The following is a 21,425-nucleotide window of genomic DNA, read 5'->3' on the forward strand; positions in this document are numbered from 1 at the left end:
GTCGCGGCGCGCCCGTGACGCCGGTCCACGGGTCGGCCCGACACCACGCCTGAACCACCCAGCACCTGCTCGGCGAGGCACATAGCGAGGCGCTAGAAGTCCCCACCACCACCAGAAAGCAGGTACCACGATGCGGCATCCGAAGCGAATTGGACGAACATCCGTTTCTGGCCGAAAGGTGCAGTTGGCGACGGCGGCCATGCTGCTGGTGGCCACGACCCTGGTGGCGTGCGGCGACGGCCAGGACGACGACGCGAAGGTGAGCGCCCCGAAGGCTCCGGCGACCATCCCGGAGCTCACCAAGGACCCGCTGACCCTCAGCTTCATCTGGTTCGACTGGCCCCCCGCCCACGCCCTGGAGGACTTCGCGAACGCGGAATACAAGAAGGAACGGCCGAACGCGACCATCAAGGTCAACACCGTGCCGAACGCGAACTGGCACGACGCGATGTTCACCCAGTTCGCCGCGCGCAAGACCGACTTCGACATCGCGATCCTGGACTCGCAACACATCGGCGAGGCCGTGACGAACGGCAACATCCTCGACCTCACCGACTTCGTCAAGAAGAACATCGACGTCAAGGCCTACGACCCGTACCTCCTGGCGGCCTACGGCCAGTTCCCCCAGGCGGAGACCGGCAAGCGCGACGAGAACGCCAGCCTGTACGGGCTGCCGCTGCTCGGCGACACCTGGACGATGATCTACCGCAAGGACCTGATCGGCGACAAGCCCCCGCAGACCTGGGACGAGATGATCTCGGTCGCCGCGAAGTGCCAGGCGAACAACCCCGGCGTCAGCGGGCTGGCCTTCCACCAGGCCAACGGCTCCGACGCCGCGGCCGTCACCTACAACACGGTCAACGGCGTCTACGGCGGCAACCTCTGGGACCCCAAGAGCCGCAAGATCGACGGCGTCCTCAACGACACCGCGGGCCATGAGGCGATGGACGTCCTGGTCAACAAGATGAAGCCGCTGACCGCCAAGGGCTCCGGCAACTGGTTCATCGACGAGGTGAACGCGTCGGTCGCCCAGGGCAAGGCCTGCATCGCGTTCAACTGGATCGCCGCGAGCGGCGGCCTGCTCGATCCGTTGCAGTCGACGCTCGGCACCACCCGGGAGCAGATCCTCGACAAGCTGGGTTTCGCCACCCTGCCGAGCCAGAAGACGAACCTGGTTCCGCTCGGCGGCATGGGGATGCACGTGTCGGCCTACTCCCCCACGGCGAAGCAGGCGGAGGCCCTGAACTTCATGCAGTGGTTCGAGCGGGCCGATGTCCAGAAGAAGTGGGCCGCAGCCGGTGGCGTGCCCTCGCGTACGGACGCCCTGGAGTCGCCCGAGTTCCTCAATGCCGGGCCGTTCAACCAGGTGTACACCGACTCGGTGCCCCGGATGCGGGACATGTGGAACGTGCCTGAGTACGCGCGCCTCGTCGACATCGAGAACACCAACGTCAACGCGGCGCTCAACGGCGCGAAGAAGCCGAAGGAAGCGCTCGACGACATCGCCAAGGAGCAGCAGGGCGTGCTCGACTCCAGCAACCGCAAGGGCGGCGGAGGACTGTGAGTGACCCCGCCCCTGCGACGACCGACCGCCCCGGGCAGGTGGCGTCCGCGACGCCACCTGCACCGGGCCGGTCCCGCCGCCGGCTGAGCGACCGCGGGCTCGCCGTGGTCTTCATCTCCCCCGCGCTGCTGCTGTTGCTCGGCATGTCGGTGTTCCCGTTGCTGTGGGCGTTGTACCTGTCGTTCACCGACTACTCGGCCACCCGCGGCGGGCCCGCCCGTTTCGTCGGCTTCGGGAACTACACCGCCATCCTGACGTCGGCGCAGGTCCACCAGCGGGCCCTAACCACGCTGATCTACGTGGTCGGCGCGGTCACCCTGCAGACCGTGCTCGGGTTCACCATCGCCTACCTGATCTCCCGGCGCACGCACGGGCGGGGACTGCTGACCACGCTGTTCCTGGTGCCGATGATGCTGTCGCCGGTCGTGGTCGGGCTGTTCTGGCGGTTCATGCTCGACGCGCAGTTCGGCGTGATCAACAGCATGCTCGGCTCGCTCGGCCTGGGGCAGGTGGAGTGGCTCACCCGGCAGCGGACGGCACTGGTTTCCCTGATCGTGGTCGACACCTGGCAATGGACGCCGTTCATCATGCTCATCGCCCTCGCCGGCCTCACCGCGGTGCCCAGGTACCTGTACGAGGCCGCCTCGATCGACCGGGCGTCCGAGTGGTTCCGGTTCCGCACCATCACCCTTCCGCTGGTGTGGCCGCTGCTGCTCATCGCCGTGTTGTTCCGGGCCATCGAGGCCTTCCGGCTGTTCGACCTCGTCTACATCCTCACCAGCGGTGGTCCGGGTGTCTCCACCGAGACGTTGTCGTTCCACGTCTACAAGGTCGCGTTCCTGGGCTTCAACACCGGCACCGCCTCGGCGTACGGAATCCTCATGGTCCTCGTCGTCATCGTCCTCACGCAGCTCTACCTGCGCTACCTCAACAAGCTCAAGGAGGGCTGATGGCCGTCTCCGTCGACAAGGCCGTGGCCGCGGGTCCCGCCCGGGACCGCCCGCCCCGCGTGCGTCGCCGCGGCGGCCGGGGCCGGGGCCGGTCGCTGCTGGAGGTCGTGCTGCTGACCGTGCTGGCCGTCGTGATGCTCTTTCCGGTGCTCTGGATGATCGAGACGTCCATCAAGGAGAACCGCGACGTCTACGCCATCCCTGCGGAGTTCATCGGCTTCACGGTCACCCTGGACCATTTCAAGGATGTCTTCGTCGCCGGCGACGGCGGTCGTTCGGCGCTGTCCGTCGCGTTCCTCAACTCGGTGGTGGTCGCCGGGGTCTCCACGGTGCTGGCCACCGTGCTGGGGGTCCCGGCGGCCTGGGCCTACTCGCGCTTCACGCTGAGGGCCAAGAAGGACCAGTTGTTCTTCATCCTGTCCACCCGCTTCATGCCGCCCGTGGTGGTCGTGGTGCCGATCTTCCTCATGTACCGCCAGGTCGGACTCATCGACACCAAGCTCGGCCTGATCCTCATCTACGCCGCGTTCAACGTCCCGTTCACGATCTGGATGATGAAGGGGTTCGTCGACGAGGTGCCCGCGGAGTACGAGGATGCCGCCATGCTCGACGGCTACACCCGTCTGCAGGCGTTCTGGAAGTTCACCCTGCCCCTGCTCGTGCCCGGCATCGCCGCGACGGCGGTCTTCGCGCTCATCTTCTCGTGGAACGAGTTCGTGTTCGCCATCTTCCTCACCTCCAGCGACAGCGTGCGGACGGCCCCACCGGCCATCGCCGGCCTGATCGGTGGCACCACCGTGGACTGGGGTCTGGTGGCCGCCGCCTCGGTGGTGTTCGCCCTGCCGGTGCTCGTCTTCGCCTACCTGGTGCGTCGGCACCTCGTCGCCGGTGTGACGCTCGGGGCGGTGCGACGCTGATGGCGGGCATCGAGGTGACCGCGCTGCACAAGCGCTACCCGGACGGGACGGTCGCGGTCGACCACGTGGACCTGTCCATCGGCGACGGCGAACTGTTCGTGATGCTCGGCCCTTCGGGTTGCGGCAAGACGACCACGCTGCGCGCCATCGCCGGCCTGGAGAGGCAGACGTCGGGCGACATCCGCATCGGCGACACGCTGGTCAACGACCTGCCGCCCGCCGAGCGGGACATCGCCATGGTGTTCCAGTTCTATGCGCTCTACCCGCATCTGCGGACCCGCGACAACCTGGCGTTCCCGCTGCGGGCCGAGGGACTGCCCAAGCCGGAGGTGCACGCGCGGGTCGAGGAGGCGGCCCGGTTGATGCGACTCGGTCCGCTGCTGGACCGGCGACCGCGTCAGCTGTCCGGCGGGGAGCAGCAGCGGGTCGCGCTCGCGCGCGCCCTGGTGCGACGACCGCGCGCATTCCTCATGGACGAACCTCTCACCAACCTGGACGCGGAGCTGAGGGCGGACATGCGCACGGAGATCAAGCACCTACAGGGGGAACTGGGGGCGACGATGGTCTACGTCACCCACGACCAGGTCGAGGCGATGTCGCTCGGTCACCGGATCGCCATCCTCCACAAGGGCCGCGTGGAGCAGATCGGCACGCCGCTTCAGGTGTACGACCGGCCGGCGAGTCTCTTCTGCGCCGCGTTCATCGGCTCCCCGCCGATGAACCTCATCGAGGTGGAGGTGGCCGACGGGACGCTGCGCGGTAAGGGCGGACTGACCCTCACGCCACCGCCGGGACTGCCGCGCGACCGTCGCCTGGTCGCCGGCGTGCGGCCGGAGGCGCTGGAGGTCACCGCACCGGAGGCGGAACGGTCGGTTCCGGCCCGCGTGGTCTCGGCGGAGTGGCTGGGCGACGAGATCATCTACGTGGTCGACCACGGCGGCCAGCAGGACGTACGGGTGCGGATGCCACCGACCGTCCGGTTCGCCGCTGACGCACCGGTCGGGCTACGGCACACCGGCGGGACCCCGGCGGTCTACGACGTGAGCACGGAAGAGCTGGTGGCCTGATGGGAACCGTTGCGGTGCAGGGGCTGCGCAAGTCCTTCGGCAAGGTCCAGGCCCTGGACGGGGTGACGCTGGACGTACCGGACGGCGCGTTCTTCGTGGTGCTCGGACCCTCCGGGGCGGGCAAGACGACGACCCTGCGCGCGATCGCCGGCCTCGACAAGCTGGACGCCGGGTCGGTGCACCTGGACGGCAAGGACGCCACCGGGGACGCCCCGGCCGCCCGCGACCTGGCCATGGTCTTCCAGAACTACGCCCTCTATCCGCGACACACCGCGTTCGAGAACATCGCGTCGCCGCTGCGGGCACGCCGCTGTTCATCGCGCGAGATCGCCGCTGCGGTCGAGCGGATGTCGCGCCTGCTGCACATCGAACGTCTGCTGCAGCGTCGTCCCGCGCAGTTGTCCGGCGGGGAGATGCAGCGGGTCGCCCTGGCCCGGGCGCTGGTCCGCAGTCCGCGCGCGTTCCTCATGGACGAGCCGCTGACGAACCTCGACCTCAAGCTCCGCGTCGAGATGCGCACCGAGCTCACCCGCATCCACCGCAGCCTCGGAGCGACCTTCGTCTACGTGACCAACGACCAGGTCGAGGCGCTGTCGATGGCCGACCAGGTCGCGGTCCTCCGGGAGGGGAAGGTGCAACAGGTGGGCACGCCGACCGAGGTGTACGAGCGTCCCGCCAACCGGTGGGTCGCGGGATTCGTCGGGAGCCCGCCGATCAGCCTGCTCGTCTGCCGCGCCGAGGGGGATCGCCTGGTCGGTGCGGCAGGCTGGACGCTGCCCCGGCCCCGCTGGGCGACGGCGCAGGACGGTCGTGCGCTGCTGCTGGGCCTGCGTGCGGAGGACCTGTCCGTCGAGCAGCGTGGGGACGCGTCGTTGGCGGGAGAGCTCTACGGGCTGGAGCCGCTCGGTGACCGGACGGTGGTCGACGTCCGGGTGGGGACGGAGATCCTCAAGGTCAAGGCACGACCCACCGTCGTCGGCACGCCGGGCGAGCGGCTGCGGGTCACGGTCGACCTGGACCGTGCGCACCTGTTCGATGCGGACACCGGGCTGTCGCTGTCCGGAGCCGGGCGGTAGCCGCGCCGGGCGGCGACGGCACCATGCGCCAGCGCGCGGCCGTCGCGCCTCGGCGGGCCGCCACCGGTGAGGACGGATGACCCTTCCTTGCCCGCGCGCCGCGCGATCGCCGAGGCACGCCGGACATCACCACGACGATCACAGGAGGCGACGCAATGAGTGACCCGATGGACGTCCTGGCCCCGGAGCACCGGCGGCTGCGGATCGGCGACACCTGGCGTGACGCCGCGAGCGGCGCCACCTTCGCCGTCGAGGACCCCGCCACCGGTAAGACCATCGCCGAGGTGGCGGACGCCGGCGTCGTCGACGGGCTCGCCGCTCTGGACGCGGCGAGCAGGGCGATGGCGGACTGGGCGGCGACCCCGCCGCGGAAACGGTCAGAGCTGTTGACCGCGACGTACCGGGCCCTGACCGGGCGGTCCGAGGAGATCGCCCGGCTGATAACGCTGGAGATGGGCAAGCCGCTCGCCGAGGCGCGGGCAGAGGTGGCCTACGGCGCCGAGTTCTTCCGTTGGTTCGCCGAGGAGGCGGTACGCGTCGAGGGGCGCTACGGCACCGCTCCCGCAGGTGGATACCGCATCCTCACCGTGCCGAAGCCGGTCGGACCGTGCGTCTTCGTGACGCCCTGGAACTTTCCGTTGGCCATGGGCGCCCGCAAGATCGCTCCCGCGCTGGCCGCGGGCTGCACGACGGTCACCAAGCCGGCCGGCCAGACCCCCCTCACCATGCTGCTGCTGGCCCGCATCATGGAGGAGGTCGGCGTACCCCCGGGCGTGGTCAACGTGGTGACCACCAGGCGCTCCGGCGAGGTGGTCTCGGCGCTGCTGGCCGACACCCGGACCCGCAAGCTGTCGTTCACCGGGTCGACCGAGGTCGGGCGGGTACTGCTGCGACAGGCTGCGGACAACGTGCTGCGTACCTCGATGGAACTGGGCGGCAACGCGGCCCTGATCGTGTGTGCCGACGCCGACCTGGACGTCGCGCTCGACGGCGCCATGGTGGCCAAGATGCGCAACATCGGGGAGTCCTGCATCGCGGCCAACCGGATCTACGTCGAGGAGCCGGTACGCGAGGAGTTCGTCGCGCGTTTCACCGCGCGGATGGGTGCGCTCTCGGTGGGCCCCGGTCTCGACGACGGTGTGGACGTCGGGGCGTTGATCGACGACGCCTCGGTCACCAGGATCGACGAGTTGGTCGCCGATGCGGTCGCGCGCGGCGCCCGGGTCCTGGTGGGCGGCGAGCGTCCGGCCGGGCCGGGCCACTTCTACCCACCCACGGTCCTCGTCGACGTGCCCGACGATGCGCGGATGCTGGGGGCGGAGATCTTCGGCCCGGTGGCGCCGGTCATCTCGTTCACGTCCGACGACGAGGTGCTGGCGAAGGCCAACGACACCGAGTACGGCCTGGTCGGGTACGTCTTCACCCGTGACCTGCAGCGGGCGCTCCGGTTCGCCGAGGGGCTGGACACCGGGATGATCGGCATCAACCGTGGCCTGATATCGGACCCGTCGGCCCCGTTCGGCGGCGTGAAGCAGTCCGGGATCGGCAAGGAGGGGTCGCACGAGGGCATCCTGGAGTACCTCGACCTCACCTACGCGGCGATCGACCTACCGTGACCGGCCTGCCGCTGCGGGCGTCCGCCGGGGATCACCGCGCCCTGTGCCCACCTGACCTGCCCGGTCTCCGCCCGGCAGGCGTCCACGCGGCCCGGGTGGCCGACCTTGCCGACGCCCTCGGGGTCCCGCAGGTGACCTGGCCGTCCGCCCCGCACATCGCCGCCGACGTTCCGGAGAGGCACCGACATGCTTGAGACCGTCCGCGGACCGCGCCAGCTGATAGTGGGCGAAGGGGTCGCACAGAACATCCCCCGGGTGGTGGCCGAGAGTGGCTCGCGGGTCCTCATCGTGACCGACCGGGTCCTGCTCGGGCAGCCGGGCGTGGCCGGGATCGTGGCCGCCGTGCGGGAGCGGGTCGAGGTCGTCGAGGTGTTCTCCGACGCGACCCCGGACGTGCCACTCACCGATGTCGAGCTGGCCGTCTCGGCGGCCGCCGCGGTGGACGCCGACGTGATCCTCGCCATCGGGGGCGGCACGGTGATCGACCTCGCCAAGATCGTCGGCGTCATCCGGCGGCACGGTGGGACGCCGCGCGACTTCTACGGCGAGTCGCGGGTGCCGGGACCGACGATTCCTCTCATCGCGGTCCCCACGACGTCGGGCACCGGCTCCGAGCTGACCCCCGTGTCGGTGCTGACCGACCCGGACCGCGCGCTGAAGGTGGGGGTCTCCAGCGTCCACATCGTGCCCGACTTCGCCATCGTCGACCCCGAACTCACCTACACCTGCCCGGCGACCGTCACCGCCCACTCCGGCATCGACGCGTTCTGTCACGCGGTGGAGAGCTACACCGCGCGACCCCGACCCCACGGACCGCGCGACCCGGTGGAGCAGGTGTTCCTCGGCCGCAACCCGGTCACCGACCACTACGCGCTCCGGGCCGCGGAGCGGATCGCCCGGAGCCTGCGTCGTGCCGTCAGGGACGGCGGGGACACGCAGGCGCGGGCGGACATGTCCTACGGGGCCGTGCTCGCAGGACTCGCCTTCTCCCACGCGGGCAACGCGGCCCCGCACGCTCTCCAGTACCCCATCGGCGCGGCCACGCACACGCCGCACGGCCTGGGCGTCGGGCTGCTGCTGCCCTATGCGCTGGACGCGGCCAGGGCTGCCATCGGCGACCGGTTGGCCGTCCTCGCCGGGGTGTGCGGGCTCGACGTGGCCGACGCCTCGGACGACGAGGCCGCCGAGGCGTTCCTCAGCTGGCTCGACGGGCTCCTCGCCGACATCGGCATCCCGCCCACCCTGGCGGACATCGGCGTGGCCCGCGCCGACCTCCCACGCTTCGCGGAGATGGCCGGTGGCGTCACCCGCCTGATCCAGAACCATCCCGGCCCGACCGACACGGCCAGCCTGACCGCGATCCTCGAAGCAGCCTGGACCGGCGATCGGACCTGACAGCGACAGTGACCGGCCTTTCCCGCGGCTTCGCGCAGGTCGTGCCGCAGGTGCCAGCTGTCCGCGACAGAGGCCGCACCCATTAATTCATTGACGATCGTCATTTGACACATCGATTGACATGGATCTATGGTGTGGCGAATCGATTCGCGAGCCCGTGCAAACCCTGTCTGAGTTGGCCTGTTTGCCTGGTCAGCAGTTCGGCCGTGGGCCAACCCCCCGGCGACCGGGCTGGCCGACACCGTAGAGCGTCACCTCCACATCCGACGCTCGACACACGGTGCGGCGCGGGCCGGCGGAATCGACGAGGCGACCGGGGGTGACCCCGGGAGGCCCACCGCCAAGGCGCAGACGTGGGGAAACGGTGCTCCGCCACCCGGTCGCCGAGTTGGTCCGCAGCCCGATGAGGTCTCCAGGACAGAAGGAGTTGAAGGTCGTGAAACACCGGTCAACCGCGGCGACCGTGGCAGCTGCCGCGGTCGCCCTCACCATGGCCGCCGGTCTGGCCATCAGCGGCGGACTCGCCTCCGCAGCCACCCACACCGCCGCCCTGGCCACCACCGCCGGCTGCGGAAAGGCGCCCACCCTCACCAGCGGCACCCACACCATCTCCAGCGGCGGCCGTAGCCGCAGCTACATCCTGCGCATCCCCGACACCTACGACAACAATCACCCCTACCGGCTGGTCTTCTCCTTCCACTGGGTCGGCGGTACCGCCGAACAAGTGGACAACGGCAGCACCAGTGGCATCGAATGGTCCTACTACGGGCTTCGTGTCGACAAGTACGGCAAGTCCAACACCATCTTCGTCGCCCCCCAGGGCATCAACAACGGCTGGGGCAACAGCAACGGCCAGGACCTCACCTTCGTCGACGACATGACCCGGCAGATCGAAAGCAGCCTCTGCGTCGACACCACCCAACTCTTCGCCTCCGGGTTCAGCTACGGCGGCGCCATGGCTTATGCCATCGCCTGTGCCCGCGCCACCGTCTTCCGCGGCGTCATCGTCTACTCCGGCGGCGTCCTCAGCGGCTGCCAGGGCGGCACCCAACCCATCGCCTACTTCGGCATCCACGGTCTCCGCGACGGCACACTCCCCATCTCCGGCGGACGCTCCATGCGCGACCGGTTCGTCCAGAACAACGGCTGTACCTCCCGGAACCCCCCAGAACCAGCCCAAGGCAGCCTCACCCACATCGTCACCTGGTACACCGGCTGCCGCACCGGCTACCCCGTCGTCTGGGGTGCCTTCGACGGACCCCACGCCCCCAACGCCGTCGACGGCTCTGCCGACCCCTACGCACCCGGTGCCAGATCCTGGACCCAGGCCGAAGTCTGGAGATTCATCACCTCACTCGACGGCGACGGACCCACCACCCCGCCCACGACCGCCCCGCCCACGACGCCACCACCGGGTAACGGGCAGCAGATCGTGGGCTCCCAGTCCGGCCGGTGCGTGGACGTGCCGAACTCGACCCAGAACAACGGCACCCAGGTGCAGCTGTGGGACTGCGGCAGCGCCACCGGCCAGCGCTTCACCTACACCGGAGGCAGGCAACTGCAGGTGTACGGCAACAAGTGCCTCGACGCCAACGGCCAGGGCACCAGCAACGGCACCGCGGTGATCATCTGGGACTGCAACGGCGGCGCCAACCAGCAGTGGAACGTCAACGCCAACGGCACCATCATCGGTCAACAGTCCAGCCTGTGCCTGGACGCCAACGCCGCCAGCACGGCCAACGGCACCAAGCTCGTCCTCTGGTCCTGCAACGGCGGCGCCAACCAGCGGTGGAGCCTGCGTAGCTGACCGCCCCGCGTACCACCACTGTCACCCTGCCCGGCACGGGACCGGCCGTCGTCGAGACGGACGACCCGGCAGGGGTGCGCCGGTCGCGGACGGTGGTGGCCGGCGAGACCGTGCCGGCACGGGGCCTGCCGGGCGGCTTCACCGTCGTGCGGCGCTGACGCGGCCTGCGGCGGGACCGCGATGGTGCGGTCCCGCCGCAGGTGGGCTGGCGACGCAGCTCGCCGCCGGTCTCCGGGCGGGCGCCGTGGCCCAGAGTCGTACGCCGGGGTGCCTCCGCGGGTCGGGCCACCGACCTCTTCCCCCGCGCGCAGGCGCTTGATCGGGGCCGCACGTGACGTCGACGCGGACGACAACGCCCTTCAGGTCGCGGAGATCAGCGGCTGAAGTAGTGGCCCTCGTCCAGGTCGTCGAGGAGTCCCGCGTTCACCGGCTCCCAGCCCAGCAGCTTGCGGGTGACGAGGCCGGAGGCGGCGGTGTCATGGGCGACGACCGGCCCGAGGAAGCCGAAGTGCCCACCGGTGTCCCCGGCGGGGATCGAGGTGACCGGCACCCCGAGCCGCCGCCCGATGGCCTCGGCGATGTCCCGGAACGGCACCCCCTCGTCGCCGACGCCGTGCAGGCGACTCCCGGCCGGCGCCGACTCCACGGCGCGGCGGAACAGGCCCGCCGCGTCGAGGCGGTGCACGGCCGCCCACCGGGTGGTGCCGTCGTCCGCGTACGCCGAGAAGCCCTTGACCCGCGCGATGTCGATCAGCCGGGGGAGGAACCCGTGGCGGTCCCCGACGCCGTGCACGCTGGGAGGCAGCCGGAGCACCGAGGCGCGTACGCCCCGCTCGGCCAGGGCCAGGGTGGCTTTCTCGGCGCGGCCACGGGGGAACGCCGGACCGGCGTCGTCGTCCTCGGTGCTGACCCGGCCGGGAGTGAGCAGTGTGGTGCCCGAGGTGACGACCAGCGGCCGGTCCGAGCCCACGAGCGCGTCCCCCAGCGCTTCGACGGCGCGCAGGTCGGCCGCGACGGCGGCACCGAAGTCGGTGAAGTCGTGGATGAACGCGGTGTGGATGACGCCGTCGGCCGCCGCGGCACCGGCACGCAGGCTCGCCACGTCGTCCAGCGAGCCACGGTGCACCCGGGCTCCGGCGGCGGTGAGCACCGCGGCCGACGCCTCGGATCGCGCCAGCCCCAACACCTGGTGCCCGGTGTCGAGCAGCTCACGAACGACCGCGGTACCGATGAAACCGGTCGCGCCGGTGACGAAGACAAGCATGGTGCCCCCTTCGGGGAGGAACTCGCCGACGCGGCGGAATGCCGGGCCGATGCTGCCCAGGATGGACCGGTCCGGCGGCGGGGGTCCAAGGCCCGATGCGTATCCGGCGATACGGATCAGGTATGTCCGCTGGTGAGCGCCGCATCGGGTGGCGGCCGACGACCGTACGGTGGATACGGTGGAGGCATGTCTGACGGACGGCCCGCCATCGATCTGGACCTGCGGCTGGTCCGCTACTTCACCGTCCTGGCCGAGCAGCGGCACTTCGCCCGCGCCGCCGCCCTGCTGCACACCACCCAGCCGTCCCTGAGCCGGCAGATCCGCACCCTCGAACACCAGCTCGGCGTCCGCCTGCTGGAACGCACCGCCAAGGGCAGCCACCTCACCGAGGCGGGCGAGGTGTTCCTGCCGCAGGCCCGGGCACTGTTGCGATCGGCCGCCCAGGCGGCGGCCCGTACCCGGGCCGCCGCGCAACCGCACCGGCTCACCGTCGGCTACACGGCCGACCTGATCGTCACTCCCGCCGTACGCAGTGTGCGCGACCGGAACCCGGACGCCGACGTGCAGGCCGTCCATCTGCACTGGGGACAGGCCCGGGAGGCGCTCCTGGAACACCGGGTGGACGCGCTGGTCGCCCGCCTCCCGCTGGCCACCGACGGCCTGCACGTGACGATCCTCTACGACGAACCACGGGTCCTGGCCGTGGCCCTGGATCACCGCCTGGCCGGCAAGGAATCCGTCACGCTCGACGACATCGCCGACGAGCCGCTGCCCCGGGTGCCCGATGCGGCCTGGAACGCGTACTGGCGGATCGACCCCCGGCCGGACGGGCGGCCAGCGCCCGGTGGCCCGCTCGTGACGGCCGCCGAGGACAAGCTGGAACTCGTCGCCGCCGGTCAGGCGGTGGCCATCGTGCCCGGCGGCCTCCGCGGTCTGCGCCCGGACCTGACCACCGTGGCGCTGGAGGGCATCGCCCCCGGCCACGTGGTGCTCGCCACCCGATCCGGTGATCGCTCGCGTCTGCTGGCCGAGTTCAGCAGGGCGGCCCGACGCCATCTGACCAGCTCGTGAGGGCCCCCGGCCACGACCCTGATCGTCGATCACCTCGGCCTCCACCAGCCGCCGCACCTTCCGGTCACCGACCCGCCATGGCGCGACCTCGACCGGTTGCTGGCGCTGGCCGGCACCGCACCCTGCCCCGAACAATCCGCTCGGGGATGCCCCTCAGACTGACACCCGTCCGTCGTCCCTTTGCCCCCCAAAGTCCGATACCGTGGACGGACAGCAGGCAGAGTCATGACGACCGCCACCGATCCCTCCCGGAGTTCCCGACGTCCGCGCCCGGCCTGGGGACCGGACGTGACCCGACCGGCCGCCCGACACCCACTGCCAGCCGCCAGCGGCGCAGCTCGGCCCTGACGGCCCGTCCGATGGAGACGGCATGACACGTCCCGATCCCGTCCGCCTCGCCACCCCCCTGCTCATCGTTCTCACCCTGGTCGCCGGCCTGCTCGCCGCGCCGGCCGCCCCGGCGCACGCCGTGCCGACCAAGAACCCGCCGCTGACCACCCCCTGGACCGCCCAGGCACTCGACGGCACGCCGCTGCCGGAGTACCCGCGACCACAGATGACCCGGTCGGACTGGCTCAACCTGAACGGCGAATGGCAGCTACGCCAGTCCGCCACCGACGACGCCCCGGCGTTCGGCACCGAACTGCCCGAGCGGGTCAACGTGCCGTTCCCGGTGGAGAGCGCCCTGTCCGGGGTGCAGCGGGCCGCCGGCGACAACCGCAACTACCTGTTCTACCGGCGGGTGGTGACAGTGCCCGAGAGCTGGAACGGACGCCGGGTGCTGCTCCACTTCGGCGCGGTGGACTGGCAGACCACCGTCTGGGTCAACGGCGTGGCGGTCGGTGGCCACACCGGCGGCTACGACGCCTTCACCTTCGACGTCACCGCGCCGTTGCGGGGCGGTGCGAACGAGATCGTGGTGAAGGTGTGGGACCCGACCGACAGCCGGCAGAACGGCAGTCTGCCGCCGATCGGCAAGCAGACCAAACAGCCCGGCGGGATCTTCTACACGCCCAGCTCCGGCATCTGGCAGACCGTGTGGCTGGAACCGGTGCCGACGGCCTCGATCAGCAGCGTCGACCTCTCTCCGCGCCTGGCGGACAACACCCTCCGCGTCCGGGTCTTCACCCGGGGGGACGTCAGCGGTCACCGTGTCCTGGCCGAAGCGCTCGACGGCACCACCGTGATCGGCTCCGCCACCGGCGGTTTCACCGAGTTCACGGTGCCCGTGCCGAGCGCCCGCCGCTGGTCGCCCGACGACCCGTTCCTCTACCACCTGCGCATCACCCTGCGTAATGCCGCAGGCGGTCAGGTCGACCGGACCGCCCACTACTTCGGGATGCGCGAGATCAGCACCGGCCTGGTCAACGGTGTCCTGCGGCCCAAGCTCAACGGCCAGTTCGTCTTCCAGACCGGCACCCTGGACCAGGGCTTCTGGCCGGACGGGCTCTACACCGCGCCCACCGACGCCGCGCTCGCCTTCGACCTGCAGAAGCACAAGGACCTGGGCTTCAACATGGTGCGCAAGCACATCAAGGTCGAACCGCAGCGCTGGTTCTACCACGCCGACCGGCTCGGTCTGCTGGTGTGGCAGGACGTCCCGTCCCTGACCGCGCAGGACATCAACGCGACCGACGCGCAGCAGGCGCAGCTCGAAGCCGAGGCCCGCGAGATCGTGAACGAGCATCGCAGCTCGCCGGCCGTCGTCACCTACACCGTCTACAACGAGGGGTGGGGTGAGCGGGCGCTGGCCGACACCCGCCGGGTCGCCCAGGCCGTCAAGACCCAGGACCCGACCCGGCTGGTCAACGCGCACAGCGGCCACAACTGCTGCCAGTCGCTGGGAGATCCCGGCAACGGTGACATCGACGACTGGCACATCTATCTGGGGCCGGACTCGCCGGTGCCGTCGCGCAGCCGGATCGCCGTGCTCGGCGAGTTCGGCGGCCTCGGCCTGCGCGCGCCCGGACACGAGTGGAGCCCGAACGGCAGCTTCTTCGCCTACGAGTGGCAGCCGAACCCTACCGCGCTGACCGACCGCTACGTCGGCCTGGTGCAGGGCACGCAGAACCTCATGCTCGGTAAGGGGCTGAGCGCCTCGGTCTACACCGAGATCGCCGACCAGGAGGGTGAGCTGAACGGATTCCTCACCTACGACCGGCAGGTGGTCAAGATGGACCAGGCCCGGGTGCGGGCCGCGAACCTGGCCCTCATCAACGCGTCGAGGACGATCGGCAGCTCGGCACCGGTGGCGCTGCCGCTGAACGCCCGCCGTTCCCTGCAGGTGACGACTCCCGGGTACACCAACCGGTTCCTGCGGCATCGGGACAGCCTCGCCTACACGGAGATCGTGGACGGCAACAGCTCGGCGGTGCTCAGGAACGACGCGACGTACACGGTCCGGGCGGGTCTGGCCGACGCGGCGTGCTATTCGTTCGAGTCGGTCAACTTCCCCGGGCAGTTCCTCCGGCACCAGGAGTCACGCGTACGCAACTCGCCGGACGACGGCTCGGCGCTGCTCCGCGCGGATGCCACCTGGTGCGCCCGGGTCGGGGTCAGCGGAGGCGGGGTCTCGCTGGAGTCCTACAACTTCCGGGGCAGATACCTGCGGCACTTCGACTCGGAGGTCTGGCTGAGCAACGGCACCGGCGGCGAGGCGTGGAACACACCCGTGCTGTGGGCCGCGGACAGCACCTGGAACGTCACGACACCCTGGGCGCCCTGAGGGGAACGGTCCAGGGCGCCGGCACCGCGCCGACGCCCTGGACCGCCCCGTGGCACGGCGCGGATCAGCCGATGCGGAACTGATCGCCGTAGACGGCGAAGACCAGCGGCGTGTTCAGGTCGAAGTTGCCGTTGTCGAGGAACACCCGCTGTGCCGTGTCGACACGGGAGGTGTCCGAGTGGGCCTCCTCCTTCTTCATCTCGACGACCCGCTCGTCGAGGAACGCGTGGAGCCAGGTCCGCTCGTTGCCGCCCTGCGCCGGGGGCTTGGCCCGGGTGAGGGCGCGGCTGCGGATCTGACGCATGCCCTCGTACCCGTGCATGACCGCCGCGTCGTAGTAGGCGAACTGGCCGAGTGCCCGGACCCCGTCGTTCTTCCCGTCACGGACCGACGGGGTGAAGTAGACCCGGTCCCGTTCGGATTCCTGCGCGGCGCGGAACACCGGGTCGTTGGCGGCGGTGCGCCAGTCGCGGGGGTAATTCGGGTCGAGGCCCGCGTGCGACGCGGTGCCGTCGACGGCGCGCAGCGCCGGCAGGTAGCCGGCCAGCACGTTGCCGGGCTTGGTGTTCGTGTACGCCTGGACCAGTTCGCGCATGTCGCCGGTGCCGGAGCAGAAGCCGATGATGCCGGCGGTGTAGCCACGGCCGTCGCCGATGTCCTCGATGTAGGAGAACTGGGCGCGCCAGTCGAGCGAGGAGTTCTCCGCCGCCGAGACGAGCTGCATGGCGACGTCCTTCTTCGCCGGGTCGTCGAGGTTGGTGCCGGCCGGGGCGGTGGCGGTCGGCGTGGGGGTGGGGGTGCCGCCGCCGGGGAGGGTCCACTGCTGGTTGGTGGTGCCACCGCAGGTCCAGATCTGCAGTCGGGCACCGTTCGCGGTGCTCCGGTCGGCCACGTCGAGGCACTTGCCGGAGGCCGTGTTGACCAGGGCGCCACCGCTGGCGGAGGTCCACTTCTGGGCGCCGGTGCCGTTGCAGTCGTACAGCTGGATCCTGGTGCCGTCGGTGGCCGCCGCGGCGGTGACGTCGAGGCACTTGCCGAGCGCGCGGATCGAGCTGTCGCTGTTGCCCACCGTCCACGTCTGGGCCGCCGTGCCGTTGCAGTCGTAGAGCTGCACCGCCGTGCCGTTGGCCGGGTTGGCGCCGGCCACATCGACGCACTTGCCGGCCGGACCGGTGATCGGCCCGGCGGTCGCGGCGCTGGCCGACGGCAGGCCGTAGCCGACCGCCGCGATGCCGACCAGCAGGGTGCCCACCGCGTAGGCGACTGTTCTTCTGCGCACCATGGCGTTCCTCGGGGAAGGGGCGGCAGGCCGCCGGCCGGTCGGTGCCCGGACGCGACGTTCGCCCAGGCGGGCACCGCCAGAATTAGGAAACTCTGTTAACAACTAGCAGCGCGTCCGCCGGCTGTCAATCATGGCCCAGGAAGATCGGCCGGGCCTCGGCGCGGCCCGGGTGGACCGGGGTCGCGCGCAGGGCGGGGAAGACCGCGTCGGCAGTCCCGGCGGCAGGGAGGAGCGCCGCCGGCAGCCTTGCCCCATTCATCTACGTACATCTATTATTTGGCGGCCCATCGACTGCCCGTTCCCGGCAGTCGACGTATCGACGAATCGCTTCGACAACCCCGCGTGACGGTTGGCGCGAAGACGGGAGATGTGGTGAAATCCACACTGAGGAAGGTGCAGCTCGCCCTGCTTTCCGGCGTACTGGCGCTGGCCGGATCCACCGCCGTGATGACGAGTGCGGCATCGGCCGACAGCATGGCCCAGCTGAACGCCACCCAACTCGTCGCCAACCTGGGGGCGGGCTGGAATCTGGGGAACGCCCTGGAGGCCAACGCCAACGGGATCCCCAGCGAGACGGCCTGGGGCAACCCGGTCGTGACGCAGGCATTCATCGACCGGGTGAAGGCGGCAGGATTCAAGACGATCCGCATCCCGGTCTCCTACCTGGGAAACATCGGGTCCGCCCCGAGCTACACGGTCAACACCGCCTGGCTGAATCGCATCAAGGAAATCGTCGACTACGCCTACGGCCGCGGCCTGTACGTGCTGATCAACATGCACGGCGACGGCTTCAAGACCGTCACCGGCTCATGGCTGATCTGCGACTCGTCGAATCAGACGACGATCAGGGACAAGTACCAGAAGGTCTGGCAGCAGATCGCGACCAGGTTCCAGAGCTACAGCGAGCGCCTCATTCTCGAGTCCATGAACGAGGAATTCGACGGACAGTACGGCAATCCGACCCAGCCGTGCTACTCGAACATCAACGCGTACAACCAGATCTTCGTGGACACGGTCCGCCGGACCGGCGGGAACAACACCTCGCGCTGGTTGCTCGTCCCCGGCTGGAACACCAACATCGACTACACCGTGGGCAACTACGGCTTCACCCTGCCGACCGACCAGTACCGGTCGACGTCCATTCCCGCCAACGAGCAGCGACTCATGATCTCCGTGCACTACTACGACCCCTGGGACTTCGCCGGCGAGGAGAACGGCACCATCACGCAGTGGGGGCCGGCCGCCACCAATCCGGCCCGGAAGTCGACCTGGGGTCAGCAGGACTTCATGGACGGACAACTCAAGAAGGTGCGCGACACCTTCGTCTCACGCGGATACCCCGTGTTCGTCGGTGAATACGGTGCGGTCGACAAGACGTCGGCCGACTCGACGAACAACAGGTACCGCGCGGACTACGCGCGCACCCTGGTGGCCACCGCCAAGAAGTACGGGGCGGCCACCGCCTACTGGGACAACGGCTACCACGGGGTGTACGGGTTCGGGCTGTTCAACCGCAGCAACGCCACGGTCACCCAGCAGGGCATCATCGACGCCATCATGAGCGGCGTCGGCAGCACCACCCCGACGACGCCGCCGACCACCGCCCCGCCGACCAGCACGCCGCCGCCGACCACCCCGCCGTCGACGACCCCGCCGCCGTCGAGCGGGCGGTCCTGTGCGGCGTCGTACGCGGTGACCGGTCAGTGGCAGGGCGGCTTCCAGGCCGAGGTACGGGTGACCGCCGGTGGCTCGGCGATCAGCGACTGGACGGCGACCTGGACCTTCGCGAACGGACAGCAGGTGACGCAGTCGTGGGGCGCGACGGTGACCGCCAGCGGCTCCACGGTCACCGCCCGCAGCGTCGACTACAACGGTTCGCTCAGTGCCGGCGGTAGCACGACCTTCGGCTTCCTGGGGTCGTCGGGCAGCACCAACGGCGTACCGTCGTTGTCCTGCGCGGCGCGCTGAGCAGGCGGTGACCGCGCGGGCCGGACGTCACGGACGCCCGGCCCGCGCGCGGGCACGGCACCGGGTCTCGCGTACGTAGGGCAGCTTTCCTCGGCGGAACTGCACCTCTCCCCGCTCGGAAAAGCGCGGCAGTTCCGCGATCCCAGCCCTCCACCACCCGGACCAGTCCCCTCTCCGCCATCCTGGCCGTCCGCGGCATACGTTTCGGCCGCCCCGTCACCGCGACGATCGTCATAGCCGGCCTCGGGTCGTTCTTCGTCGGCGCATCCCTACCGTCGACGATGCCGGAGTTCGCCGAGGATCTCGGCGCCGGTCACAGCGGCGCCGCGTACGGCGTGCTGCTGTTCGCCCTGACGAACAGCCTGGTGGTGGCCGTCGCCGCCCGGGCGGTCAGCGGGCTGGCACACCTCACCGCCATGTCGATGTCGCAGGCCGTCGTGCAGTGGCAGGCTCCCCCGGATCAACGCGGTCTGGCTCTGGGCCTCTACAGCACCTCCGCCGGCGGCCTGCGGGTTGCCCCTGGGCGATGGATGTCCTGCTGGAGTGCTAGGCGGCAGCCCGCTGCGCCAGCCACGTCAGGATCGCCTCGGTCGTCTCCTGCGGCTTCTCCTGCTGGATCCAGTGACCGCAGTCCAGGCTGACCACGTCCACGTTCGGCACGAAGGCCGGCAGTCTTTCCGCCCTCGCGACCGGGTCGCGGTCGCCGTAGATCATGAGGGTGGGCTGTCGGATGATCGGGTCCACGTCCGCCAACAGCCGCCAGTTGCGGTCCAGGTTCCGGTACCAGTTGATTCCGCCCGTGAACCCGGTCGACTCGAAGGCGGAGACGAAGACGGCCAGTTCGCTGTCGCTCATGAGGGGCTCGCCGAGTGGGGATTCCGCTCTGGCCAGGTTGATCAACGCATTGCCCGGCTGAGGCGCTGCGGGGGGCACGTTCTTCCGGTACAGGTTCCGGAGAAATCGGAACGTGTTCTCCTCGAACACGGCGTCCGCGACGCCCGGCTGCCGGTTGAAGTGCACGAAGTAGAAGTCGACGCCGAGCACGGCCTCCATGAACTCGATCCACGGCACTTCGCCGCGCTCCTGGTAGGGCACGCTCAGCGCCACCACGCCGTTGACCCGTTGCGGGTGCAGCAGGGTCAGGCCCCAGACGACGAATGCGCCCCAGTCGTGGCCGACGAAGGGGGCATTCTCGTAGCCGTAGTGATCGAGGAGGGCGACGAGGTCACCCGACAGGTGTGCGATGTCGTAGTCCGTCACGTCGACGGGACGGGACGAGTTGCCGTAGCCCCGCTGGTTCGGGACGATGACGTGGTAGCCCGCCGCCGCCAGGGCCGGCACCTGATGGCGCCAGGAGAAGGCGTGCTCCGGCCAACCGTGACACAGCACGACGGGGTTCCCCGCGTTCTGCCGGCCGGCTTCGAAGACTTCGAGTTCCACACCGTTGACCGAAACGCGGGTGGGCTCGGGAAAATCGAGTGTCATGCCGGCATCCTGCCGACCGATACCGGTCACCTCCTGACCGGTTTCCGTGGCAGGGTTGTCCGGGTGCGAGCCGACCGGTTGGTGGCCATCCTCCTTCTGCTGCAACAGCGTGAGCAGGTGACCGCAGCGGAGGTCGCCCGGGAGCTGGAGATCTCCGAGCGCACCGCCCGCCGCGACCTCGACGCCCTGGGCATGGCCGGCGTACCGGTCTACTCCGTGCAGGGCCGGGGCGGCGGCTGGCGCCTCGTGGGCGGCGCCCGCACCGACCTGTCCGGGTTGACCGCCGGTGAGGCCCGAGCCCTGTTCCTGGTCGCCGGCCCGGCCTCGGCTGTCACACCGACGGTGAGAGCGGCGCTGCGCAAGCTCGTCCACGCCCTGCCGGAGCCGTTCCGGGCGCAGGCCGAAGCGTCGTCGTCGTCGCTCGTCATGGACCCGCAACGATGGGGGTCGAGCCCGGTCGCGCCCCGACCGCCGCGCTTCCTCGACGAACTCCAGGACGCGGTGATCCGCGGCGTCCAGGTCCGGCTCGGCTATGTCGACCGTGCACACACCGGAACCGAGCGAACCGTCCATCCGCTGGGCATCGTCGCCAAAGGCCCGTCGTGGTACCTCGTCGCCCACACCGAGGCCGGCCGGCGGACCTTCCGGATCGACCGCGTGTCGTCCGTCGACCCGACCACCGATCCCGTGCACCGGCCCGAGGACTTCGACCTCGCCGGGAGCTGGCGCGAGATCGCCGACGAGGTCGAACGCAGGCGGACACCCCTCGAGGCCTACGCGAGGTGCGCGCCCCACGGGATAGGCGTGCTCCGGATGGGGTTCGGCGCTCGACTCGAAGTGGGAGGCGCCACGACCGACGGCCGCATCGAGGTCGTCATCCGCGGCAACGACGAGAACAAACTCGCCGGCGAGCTTGCCGGACTGGTCGACTACCTTGAGGTGACCGGCCCTGCGGGGGTGCGAGACCGCCTGGCCGCGATCGGCACCGTGCTCGCCGCGCGATACGGCTCGGAGCGGCAGCGACCTCGGACGGCAGAACGATGACCGGGGTCATCGGGTTCGACAGCGCCGATGGACTCCGACTGCTCGCACGGCACCACGACAGCCGCAGAAGCACCACGTCTCCGGTCGGATGGCGCGCCACGGCCAGGATGCCGCTGCCGCGACGCCGAATTTTGTATAGCCATTGAACTAATGTGGTTGCGGACGTAGGGTCGGGTCTCACCGAGCTACGGAGG

At 70.1% G+C, this 21,425-nt stretch carries 15 protein-coding genes; 12 read left to right on the forward strand and 3 right to left on the reverse strand.

Annotated features, from left to right (window positions below):
* The first annotated feature begins 178 nt into the window (after nt 1-178).
* The 8 genes from ACQP1S_RS20080 to ACQP1S_RS20115 all read left to right on the forward strand — a co-directional run bounded on the left by ACQP1S_RS20080 (nt 179) and on the right by ACQP1S_RS20115 (nt 10,392).
* Nucleotides 179-1,564, forward strand: coding sequence for an extracellular solute-binding protein (locus ACQP1S_RS20080; protein WP_432897710.1), 1,386 nt, complete (start codon nt 179-181; stop codon nt 1,562-1,564).
* Entirely contained in the window at nt 1,561-2,514 is a 954-nt protein-coding gene (locus ACQP1S_RS20085; RefSeq protein ID WP_363673611.1) for a carbohydrate ABC transporter permease, read from the forward strand. Before ACQP1S_RS20080 ends, ACQP1S_RS20085 begins: the two co-directional genes overlap by 4 nt.
* A complete protein-coding gene (locus ACQP1S_RS20090) occupies nt 2,514-3,431 on the forward strand; it encodes a carbohydrate ABC transporter permease (protein WP_091250012.1) in 918 nt (305 codons plus the stop codon). Before ACQP1S_RS20085 ends, ACQP1S_RS20090 begins: the two co-directional genes overlap by 1 nt.
* Nucleotides 3,431-4,498, forward strand: coding sequence for an ABC transporter ATP-binding protein (locus ACQP1S_RS20095; RefSeq protein ID WP_091250015.1), 1,068 nt, complete (start codon nt 3,431-3,433; stop codon nt 4,496-4,498). Before ACQP1S_RS20090 ends, ACQP1S_RS20095 begins: the two co-directional genes overlap by 1 nt.
* Nucleotides 4,498-5,574 (forward strand): ABC transporter ATP-binding protein, encoded by a 1,077-nt coding sequence (locus ACQP1S_RS20100; RefSeq protein ID WP_432897715.1) that lies wholly within the window; start codon nt 4,498-4,500, stop codon nt 5,572-5,574. The genes ACQP1S_RS20095 and ACQP1S_RS20100 overlap by 1 nt, the downstream gene beginning before the upstream one ends.
* A gap of 155 nt (nt 5,575-5,729) precedes the next feature.
* Nucleotides 5,730-7,190, forward strand: a complete 1,461-nt coding sequence (locus tag ACQP1S_RS20105; RefSeq protein ID WP_432897718.1) for an NAD-dependent succinate-semialdehyde dehydrogenase — start codon at nt 5,730-5,732, stop codon at nt 7,188-7,190.
* A 255-nt stretch (nt 7,191-7,445) separates the two neighbouring features.
* Nucleotides 7,446-8,585 carry an iron-containing alcohol dehydrogenase gene (locus tag ACQP1S_RS20110; protein ID WP_432897721.1) on the forward strand — a complete coding sequence of 380 codons (1,140 nt, stop codon included), beginning with the start codon at nt 7,446-7,448 and terminating at the stop codon, nt 8,583-8,585.
* A gap of 490 nt (nt 8,586-9,075) precedes the next feature.
* Complete coding sequence (locus tag ACQP1S_RS20115; RefSeq protein ID WP_432908146.1) at nt 9,076-10,392, forward strand: ricin-type beta-trefoil lectin domain protein; 1,317 nt, start codon at nt 9,076-9,078, stop codon at nt 10,390-10,392.
* Nucleotides 10,393-10,765: 373 nt separating this feature from the next.
* Here the strand turns inward: ACQP1S_RS20115 and ACQP1S_RS20120 are convergent, their stop codons facing one another.
* Complete coding sequence (locus ACQP1S_RS20120; RefSeq protein WP_432897724.1) at nt 10,766-11,656, reverse strand: SDR family oxidoreductase; 891 nt, start codon at nt 11,654-11,656, stop codon at nt 10,766-10,768.
* Nucleotides 11,657-11,842: 186 nt separating this feature from the next.
* Between ACQP1S_RS20120 and ACQP1S_RS20125 the strand changes: the two genes are divergently transcribed.
* On the forward strand, nt 11,843-12,727 hold the full coding sequence (locus tag ACQP1S_RS20125; protein ID WP_432897727.1) for a LysR family transcriptional regulator: 885 nt from the start codon (nt 11,843-11,845) through the stop codon (nt 12,725-12,727).
* Nucleotides 12,728-13,097: 370 nt separating this feature from the next.
* Complete coding sequence (locus ACQP1S_RS20130) at nt 13,098-15,452, forward strand: AbfB domain-containing protein (protein WP_432897730.1); 2,355 nt, start codon at nt 13,098-13,100, stop codon at nt 15,450-15,452.
* A 64-nt stretch (nt 15,453-15,516) separates the two neighbouring features.
* Here ACQP1S_RS20130 and ACQP1S_RS20135 read toward each other — a convergent pair whose 3' ends face one another.
* Complete coding sequence (locus tag ACQP1S_RS20135) at nt 15,517-16,734, reverse strand: chitosanase (protein WP_432897733.1); 1,218 nt, start codon at nt 16,732-16,734, stop codon at nt 15,517-15,519.
* 372 nt (nt 16,735-17,106) lie between these two features.
* Here ACQP1S_RS20135 and ACQP1S_RS20140 point away from each other — a divergent pair, with 372 nt between their 5' ends.
* A complete protein-coding gene (locus ACQP1S_RS20140) occupies nt 17,107-18,702 on the forward strand; it encodes a cellulase family glycosylhydrolase (RefSeq protein ID WP_432897736.1) in 1,596 nt (531 codons plus the stop codon).
* 546 nt (nt 18,703-19,248) lie between these two features.
* On the opposite strand, the gene ACQP1S_RS20145 is transcribed toward ACQP1S_RS20140, so the two are convergent.
* Nucleotides 19,249-20,091, reverse strand: a complete 843-nt coding sequence (locus ACQP1S_RS20145; protein ID WP_432897739.1) for an alpha/beta fold hydrolase — start codon at nt 20,089-20,091, stop codon at nt 19,249-19,251.
* Between ACQP1S_RS20145 and ACQP1S_RS20150 the strand changes: the two genes are divergently transcribed.
* On the forward strand, nt 20,080-21,231 hold the full coding sequence (locus tag ACQP1S_RS20150; RefSeq protein WP_432897742.1) for a helix-turn-helix transcriptional regulator: 1,152 nt from the start codon (nt 20,080-20,082) through the stop codon (nt 21,229-21,231). The genes ACQP1S_RS20145 and ACQP1S_RS20150 overlap by 12 nt on opposite strands.
* Nucleotides 21,232-21,425: the final 194 nt, after the last annotated feature.

This window comes from Micromonospora matsumotoense, assembly GCF_050951065.1.
Classification (GTDB): domain Bacteria; phylum Actinomycetota; class Actinomycetes; order Mycobacteriales; family Micromonosporaceae; genus Micromonospora; species Micromonospora matsumotoensis.

What these genes read in the sequence shown, in the direction of transcription:
- ACQP1S_RS20130 (WP_432897730.1), top strand. Translation starts at nt 13,098, where the DNA reads ATGACACGTCCCGATCCCGTCCGCCTCGCCACCCCCCTGCTCATCGTT.
- ACQP1S_RS20090 (WP_091250012.1), top strand. Translation starts at nt 2,514, where the DNA reads ATGGCCGTCTCCGTCGACAAGGCCGTGGCCGCGGGTCCCGCCCGGGAC.
- ACQP1S_RS20125 (WP_432897727.1), top strand. Translation starts at nt 11,843, where the DNA reads ATGTCTGACGGACGGCCCGCCATCGATCTGGACCTGCGGCTGGTCCGC.
- ACQP1S_RS20115 (WP_432908146.1), top strand. Translation starts at nt 9,076, where the DNA reads ATGGCCGCCGGTCTGGCCATCAGCGGCGGACTCGCCTCCGCAGCCACC.
- ACQP1S_RS20135 (WP_432897733.1), bottom strand. Translation starts at nt 16,734, where the DNA reads ATGGTGCGCAGAAGAACAGTCGCCTACGCGGTGGGCACCCTGCTGGTC.
- ACQP1S_RS20105 (WP_432897718.1), top strand. Translation starts at nt 5,730, where the DNA reads ATGAGTGACCCGATGGACGTCCTGGCCCCGGAGCACCGGCGGCTGCGG.
- ACQP1S_RS20120 (WP_432897724.1), bottom strand. Translation starts at nt 11,656, where the DNA reads ATGCTTGTCTTCGTCACCGGCGCGACCGGTTTCATCGGTACCGCGGTC.
- ACQP1S_RS20095 (WP_091250015.1), top strand. Translation starts at nt 3,431, where the DNA reads ATGGCGGGCATCGAGGTGACCGCGCTGCACAAGCGCTACCCGGACGGG.
- ACQP1S_RS20100 (WP_432897715.1), top strand. Translation starts at nt 4,498, where the DNA reads ATGGGAACCGTTGCGGTGCAGGGGCTGCGCAAGTCCTTCGGCAAGGTC.